The sequence below is a fragment of the Bartonella sp. TT110JLCBS genome, from assembly GCF_042193405.1.
Taxonomy (GTDB): domain Bacteria; phylum Pseudomonadota; class Alphaproteobacteria; order Rhizobiales; family Rhizobiaceae; genus Bartonella.
Genome location: NZ_JBHILT010000040.1, coordinates 1 through 5,736 on the forward strand (window position 1 = coordinate 1; position 5,736 = coordinate 5,736).

Sequence of the window (5,736 nt, forward strand, 5' to 3'; positions counted from 1 at the left end):
AAACAATAAGGCATCTTTATTTAGCAAGCCGTTTTGATTACTTTTATAAAAACATTACATTGCCACTTGACATTGTGGCGACAATGTGAATAATCGAATCAGGTGCCTGAAAACACCTTAAAACCATAAGCGGATGGATTGCCGATACAATCTTTTTCCGTACATTGAAGGCTTTGACTCATTATATGCGTATGGCGTATACTGGTCTTGTCGGGTGTGGTTATGCCATAAAATACCCTTTCGGGGGAAAGCATAACGACGGACTTATGGCCGTGTTTTCAGCGCCCGATACCTTTCTAAGGTGTCAATGAAAACATTTAACCATAAGGAGTTCACAATGAACACTCTTATTCCGATATCGGAACAAACTGTTGGACAGGAAATTGTTCAAACAGTAAATGCACGTAATCTGCACGCATTCTTAGAGGCAAAACGAGACTTTTCCAATTGGATTAAAGACCGTATTATCAAATACAATTTAGAAGAGGGAATAGATTATATTTTAACGCTCGCCAAAACTGGCGAACGTCAAAATGTAGTGTTAAAAGAATATTATCTTACACTAAATGTAGCAAAAGAGCTTTCTATGCTTGAGAACAATAAGAAAGGTAGAGAGGCTCGTTTATACTTTATCAAATGTGAACGGCTTTTGAAGCAAGTAGCTGCTCCACAGATAGCTGCATCACAAGTTGACTACTCTAAACCGGAGGCATTGCTTGGTGTTTTAAATCACTTACAAAGTCAAATAGAGCATAAAGATCATGTTATCGCTGAATTAGCACCAAAAGCAGAGGCTTTGGAAGGTTTAAAGCGTTCTGATGGTTTGTTTGGTCTGATAGAAGCTGCAAAGATGTTAGAGGTGCGACCTAAGGATTTAACGGATTACTTGCGTAAACATGATTGGGTATATCGACGGGCTCCAGGGGCGCCTCTGTTACCTTATCAGGATAAGATAAAGAAAGGATTCATGGATTGTCCCGCTATTACCATTCAAAGACCAGATGGTACAGAAAAGGTGCTGCCTTCAACGAAAATCACATCTAGAGGATTAGCATGTTTGAGAGAACAAATCTTTGGGGGTGTGCAATGAATAGCAGTGTCGACTTCTTATGCGATTTGTGGATGGCATTGTTTAAGCTTTCTAACCATCGAGGCATTGGAGATGAGGACTGCAATGCTATAGTTGAGGTTATGGAATCGGTCGTAGATGCTCTGGTTTTAAAGCTTCAAGATGACGTACCCAATATTACAAAAATCTTGGCAATTTTGACAGATTTTGGAGCTTCAGAACTTCCACATCGTATGGATTCTTTGTTGCGAACTTATGAACCAAATTTAGACAACCCCATTAAAAAGGTTGCTTAATTAAAAAATAGAACTCCCCTCCCCGTTCTTAAGATGGGGAGTGGTCAAGAGACTTCTTTAGGTAAGAATTCGAAATGAATAGGCTTAAAACCAGTTAAGTCATAATCTGTAAGATCGGCAGTATCAACAAAGTTTTCTGCTTCTTTATCCGTCTTAAAAACGGGTATTTGTTTTAATTTAGAGGGTTTCATAAGAATTAATTTTCTTTTAGTACGTATAGACTTTTAAAAGATTCAAAGTTTAGAGGAAATGTATCTGTTTAAACTCACACCATTTTCAGCGGCTTGTATTGCAAGTTTTCTATGGAGTTCTGGTGGTATTCTTAATTGAAACTTACCACTGTATTTACCATGTGACAAAGGCACAGGAACTTCTTCTCCATTATGTTGCATGTCCTCAACAACTTCTGAAACAAGGTCCATAATACCTTTTAAAGCTTTCTCTGCTTGAGCATCTAACCATGAAAGGGATGGGAATTCTGCACACAATCCGACATATTCCTCATCTTCTTGCGACCACAAAACACGATATGTATAATGATTATTGTTCATGTTTCATCCTTTCTATCGCTTGTAAGACTTGTTTGACTTGATAAGCTTTTGCTTTGTTACCAGAATCTTTTTGAATATTTACACGAGGATCACCAAGCCACGGTGTTTTAAAAACAAAGTGGCTTGTACCATTGTTCCGCGGTTCTCCAAAGAAATAGACACATACAGCCAACAAATCTGAAAACTTGATGTTCTTTGGTGATGCTTTCATCAAGCTGATTATTTTTTCAACTTTATTGCTCATAACCAATAATAGTATCATTATTAATCCTAGTCAATCATTTTATACACTTAATTGGACAGAAACACTCATGCATCCGAGAGAAACAATAAGGGAAAGCTTTGTTGCTTTGATAAAGGCAGCAAAGACGGCAGCTGGTGACAATGTTTTCAATATGCGTGACTTCAATTTATTTATTGAAGCAATGCCAGCTATTAATATCTCAACACAAAGTGAAACAATTGAAGATGGCTATGATTATGGAGTAAGGCGGCGTGTTTTAACGCTAGATGTTGAATGTTATGCGACATGTGAAGATGGAGCACGTTTTGTTGACCAATTAGCATGGGAAGTTGAGGAGGTTTTCTACGCTAATCCCAATCTTAAAAACAGCGTTGAAACATGCCGCCTGCAAAATATTGCTTTTGCCTTTGGCGATAATGGCGCTCTAGCACTCCACGGTGCAATTTTAACCTTTGAAGTCATTTATGTGACCAACATCCCCAACATGGATGAAGAAGAAGGCAATGTAACAGCAAGAATCGTTGAACCTTTCTTAAGCTTTGAACCAGAAACAGGCGTGAGAAATAAAGATAAATACCATAAAATTGAAGGTGGACATGTTAGAGCGGCGCGATAAAGAAATCACAGATCTAAAGAGACGTGTGGCCAATATGGTTGTGGTGGGGAAGATTAGCCATGTCGACCATAAAAACGCACGCTATCGGGTAAAAAGTGGCAATCTTGTCAGTGACTGGATTCCAGACACACAAGCCCGCGCCGGTAAAACACGCTCCTATGAAGGGCGCGATGTTGGAGAGCAAGTGATTGTTATCTCGTCATCAGGGGATTTATCACAAGGGGTGATTGTTGGTTCACTTCATACCGATGCTAATCAAGCAGCCGATAAAGGCAGCATTCACCGAACGATATACCCTGATGGAACCAGCCTTGAATATGATGATGAACAAAACACTTATGGAATTCACATCAAATCCGGCGGAAAGTTTATCCTGACAATCGCTGATGGTGTGTCACTAAAAGGTGATGGTGGCAAGCTAGAGCTTACCGCACCGGAAGGCATAAAGATTGTTTCAGAAAGCGATATAAATTTAAACGCAAAAGGCAACATCTCTTTGAAGGCAGGTGATGGCATTTCACTGAATTCGAATGATAGTCTCTCTCTACATTCTGGAAATAATGTTTCCATTCATTCAAGTGGATTAAGACATAACGGCACCAATGTAGGAGAAACCCATGTTCATGGCGGTGTTTCCCCTGGTGGTTCTATGACAGGAGGTCCCAATTGAACAGTGGAATGGACCGTACAACAGGAAAGCCATTGACCGGCATTGATCATTTACGTCAATCAATCCTTGATATTTTGTTAACGCGGATTGGTTCGCGTGTAATGCGGCGTGATTATGGTTCACGTGTTGCTGAACTCATTGATGCACCGGTTAATAATGCTTTTGCTGTTGCTCTTTATGCCGCTGTTGCTGAGGCTTTAGACAAGTGGGAACCGCGTTTTAAATTGAAAAAAATTGATTTTAAAAGGGGTGAGAATGGACACGTTTCTTTATCCTTTGAAGGCATTTATTTGCCATCCGGCAAGCCCATTACCATGGAAGGATTACTGATAAAATGAATGGAGTACTTGCAAAACCGGAAATCATCACAGAACTTTCTTTTGAGGAAATCCGCGCAGCGGCTCTTACCCATTTAAAAGAGCTTTTGCCTGAATATACCATTCTTGAAAGTGATCCGGCTGTAAAAGTCATAGAGGCTTTTAGCTATCGAGAGTTGCTGTTAAGACAGCGTATTAACGAAGCGGCACGCAACAACATTCTTGATTTTGCAACCGGTGAATCTCTTGATGCTTTGGGAAACTGGCATGGTCTTGCCCGCATGGAGGGTGAAAGTGACGAGAGATATCGTGAACGCATACAGCTTCATGCCCGTGGAGGAAACGGAAGTGGAACAGAACCCTATTACAAGCTTATCGCCTTAACAGCCGATAGTCGAGTGAAAGATGCGATTATCTATCGTAAAGGCAAAGACCCAACCATCTATGTTGCTCTTTTTGGCAACAATGAAGAAGGAACGGCATCTGAAGATCTCATACAAACAGTTTCAGAAGCTCTTCACAAAAAAAATATCATCATGACCAATGATACAATCATTGTTCACGCTGCTGTTAAAAAAGTGCTGGACTTAGAAGCAGATGTTTGGCTGTTACCAGAAACATCTTTGAAAATTCTCACGACAATGGAAACAAATTTAAGAGCAGCATGGAGACAAGAACAAGCCATTGGTCGTGAATTAAGCCTCTCGTGGTGGATTTCAAAACTAATGATTTCTGGTGTCCAAAAAGTGATTGCCATTACCCCAACACAAGACAGTATGGTTTGTGATGAAGAAATTTTATCGATTGGAAAAATCACCTTAAACTTTAAGGGGTATGCCCGCTAATGGTTGGTTCCCTCCTTCCCACAAACGCAACAGAATTTGAAAAGCGCCTTGCCGATGCTTGCGATTTTCATCAAGATATTGATGGTTCTGTTTTGGGGATTTCACGTGCTAAATTGATCACGCGCCCTCCCCGCTTTTTGCCGTGGTTGATTGAAGAATACGGGCTTGGTGAACTGACACCTTATGTTCCAAACCTCTATGATTTGATTGACCAAGGGCTTGCATGGCAACGCCTGCGCGGATCTGTTATGGCAATAGAGATGGGGTTGAGATGGTTAGAGATTACAGCCCGCTTTATACCCGCTTGGACGGGACGTGCATGGTGGAATTCCTTTCAACTTGATTTTGATCAGTTGCCTGAACGCAAAAGCCTTGAAGCCATTGAAGCGATTACCGACCTTTCCAAAAGTTTGCGCTCTGATTTTCGCCGTGGGACCTATGGTTATAATGTGCAAGCCATGGAATGCAATATGTCACGCCTTGATGACAGCATGTTGGAGTATGAGAGCGGTGTTCGTTTAACAGCTGGGGACACTTTGTTTTCCTTTGGACGCACAACAGAAATCAATCATACCCTCACAAAAGAAGAAGGCCGGCTTATTGGTAATTGGATAGATGATGGGGATGAAGAGTTAAGCTGGGAACAAATCGATTATCCATGGGACATGGCAAATTTTCCGTGGTGTTCGGTCAAAAAACATGAACGCGATATACTCATGACAGAGTGGTTTAGCAACCGTACGCTTTATCTCGTGTTAAGAGACAGCCAAAATAGCGTGATTGGGTATCGCAGATGCTATGCTGTAGCGCCTGTCGAACAGGCTTTGGATGGTGTGTACAGCCATTGTGGAAACAAATTTAACCCTTCCCCAACCGGCACTCTGTTGTTTCTTGCAGCCCGCACAGATTTTGAAGATGTTGAGGACAAACAAGCCGCCTCTGTTTCCCTTCTCGTTCATGGCTCTCTTGCACAACAAACCCCTCCTGGCAAACTTTGGTTAGGATTTGGTGAACTACGTGGTGGTGTAGAGATACTCAAAACGCCTGTCACTATTCCTTTGCGTGCCGATGTTCGCGAACAATTCAAGATTTTATTGAGGTTTTAATATGAAGCATGAAAGTGGTTTA

The 5,736-nt window shown here is 41.1% G+C and carries 10 protein-coding genes; 7 read left to right on the plus strand and 3 right to left on the minus strand.

Features of this window, described 5'->3' with window-relative positions:
• The first annotated feature begins 337 nt into the window (after window positions 1-337).
• Entirely contained in the window at window positions 338-1,090 is a 753-nt protein-coding gene (locus tag ACFILW_RS08635) for an antA/AntB antirepressor family protein (RefSeq protein ID WP_375685565.1), read from the plus strand.
• Window positions 1,087-1,365, plus strand: a complete 279-nt coding sequence (locus ACFILW_RS08640; protein ID WP_006589100.1) for a hypothetical protein — start codon at window positions 1,087-1,089, stop codon at window positions 1,363-1,365. The genes ACFILW_RS08635 and ACFILW_RS08640 overlap by 4 nt, the downstream gene beginning before the upstream one ends.
• Window positions 1,366-1,409: 44 nt before the next feature.
• On the opposite strand, the gene ACFILW_RS08645 is transcribed toward ACFILW_RS08640, so the two are convergent.
• Genes ACFILW_RS08645 through ACFILW_RS08655 form a run of 3 tightly spaced genes read right to left on the minus strand, consistent with a single transcriptional unit; the run spans window position 1,410 to window position 2,178 of the window.
• Window positions 1,410-1,556, minus strand: coding sequence for a CopG family antitoxin (locus ACFILW_RS08645; RefSeq protein ID WP_375685566.1), 147 nt, complete (start codon window positions 1,554-1,556; stop codon window positions 1,410-1,412).
• 42 nt (window positions 1,557-1,598) lie between these two features.
• Window positions 1,599-1,916 carry a type II toxin-antitoxin system HicB family antitoxin gene (locus ACFILW_RS08650; RefSeq protein WP_004856761.1) on the minus strand — a complete coding sequence of 106 codons (318 nt, stop codon included), beginning with the start codon at window positions 1,914-1,916 and terminating at the stop codon, window positions 1,599-1,601.
• Window positions 1,906-2,178, minus strand: a complete 273-nt coding sequence (locus tag ACFILW_RS08655) for a toxin HicA (protein ID WP_012231065.1) — start codon at window positions 2,176-2,178, stop codon at window positions 1,906-1,908. The genes ACFILW_RS08650 and ACFILW_RS08655 overlap by 11 nt, the downstream gene beginning before the upstream one ends.
• A gap of 49 nt (window positions 2,179-2,227) precedes the next feature.
• Here ACFILW_RS08655 and ACFILW_RS08660 point away from each other — a divergent pair, with 49 nt between their 5' ends.
• Genes ACFILW_RS08660 through ACFILW_RS08680 form a run of 5 tightly spaced genes read left to right on the plus strand, consistent with a single transcriptional unit; the run spans window position 2,228 to window position 5,714 of the window.
• Window positions 2,228-2,776, plus strand: coding sequence for a hypothetical protein (locus ACFILW_RS08660; protein WP_375685567.1), 549 nt, complete (start codon window positions 2,228-2,230; stop codon window positions 2,774-2,776).
• Window positions 2,757-3,446, plus strand: coding sequence for a phage baseplate assembly protein V (locus ACFILW_RS08665; RefSeq protein WP_375685568.1), 690 nt, complete (start codon window positions 2,757-2,759; stop codon window positions 3,444-3,446). The genes ACFILW_RS08660 and ACFILW_RS08665 overlap by 20 nt, the downstream gene beginning before the upstream one ends.
• Window positions 3,443-3,784, plus strand: a complete 342-nt coding sequence (locus ACFILW_RS08670) for a GPW/gp25 family protein (protein WP_375612353.1) — start codon at window positions 3,443-3,445, stop codon at window positions 3,782-3,784. The genes ACFILW_RS08665 and ACFILW_RS08670 overlap by 4 nt, the downstream gene beginning before the upstream one ends.
• Window positions 3,781-4,608: a baseplate J/gp47 family protein gene (locus ACFILW_RS08675; protein ID WP_375646747.1), complete on the plus strand. Its 828-nt coding sequence runs from the start codon at window positions 3,781-3,783 to the stop codon at window positions 4,606-4,608. The genes ACFILW_RS08670 and ACFILW_RS08675 overlap by 4 nt, the downstream gene beginning before the upstream one ends.
• Window positions 4,608-5,714: a phage tail protein gene (locus ACFILW_RS08680; protein WP_375685569.1), complete on the plus strand. Its 1,107-nt coding sequence runs from the start codon at window positions 4,608-4,610 to the stop codon at window positions 5,712-5,714. Before ACFILW_RS08675 ends, ACFILW_RS08680 begins: the two co-directional genes overlap by 1 nt.
• Window positions 5,715-5,736: the final 22 nt, after the last annotated feature.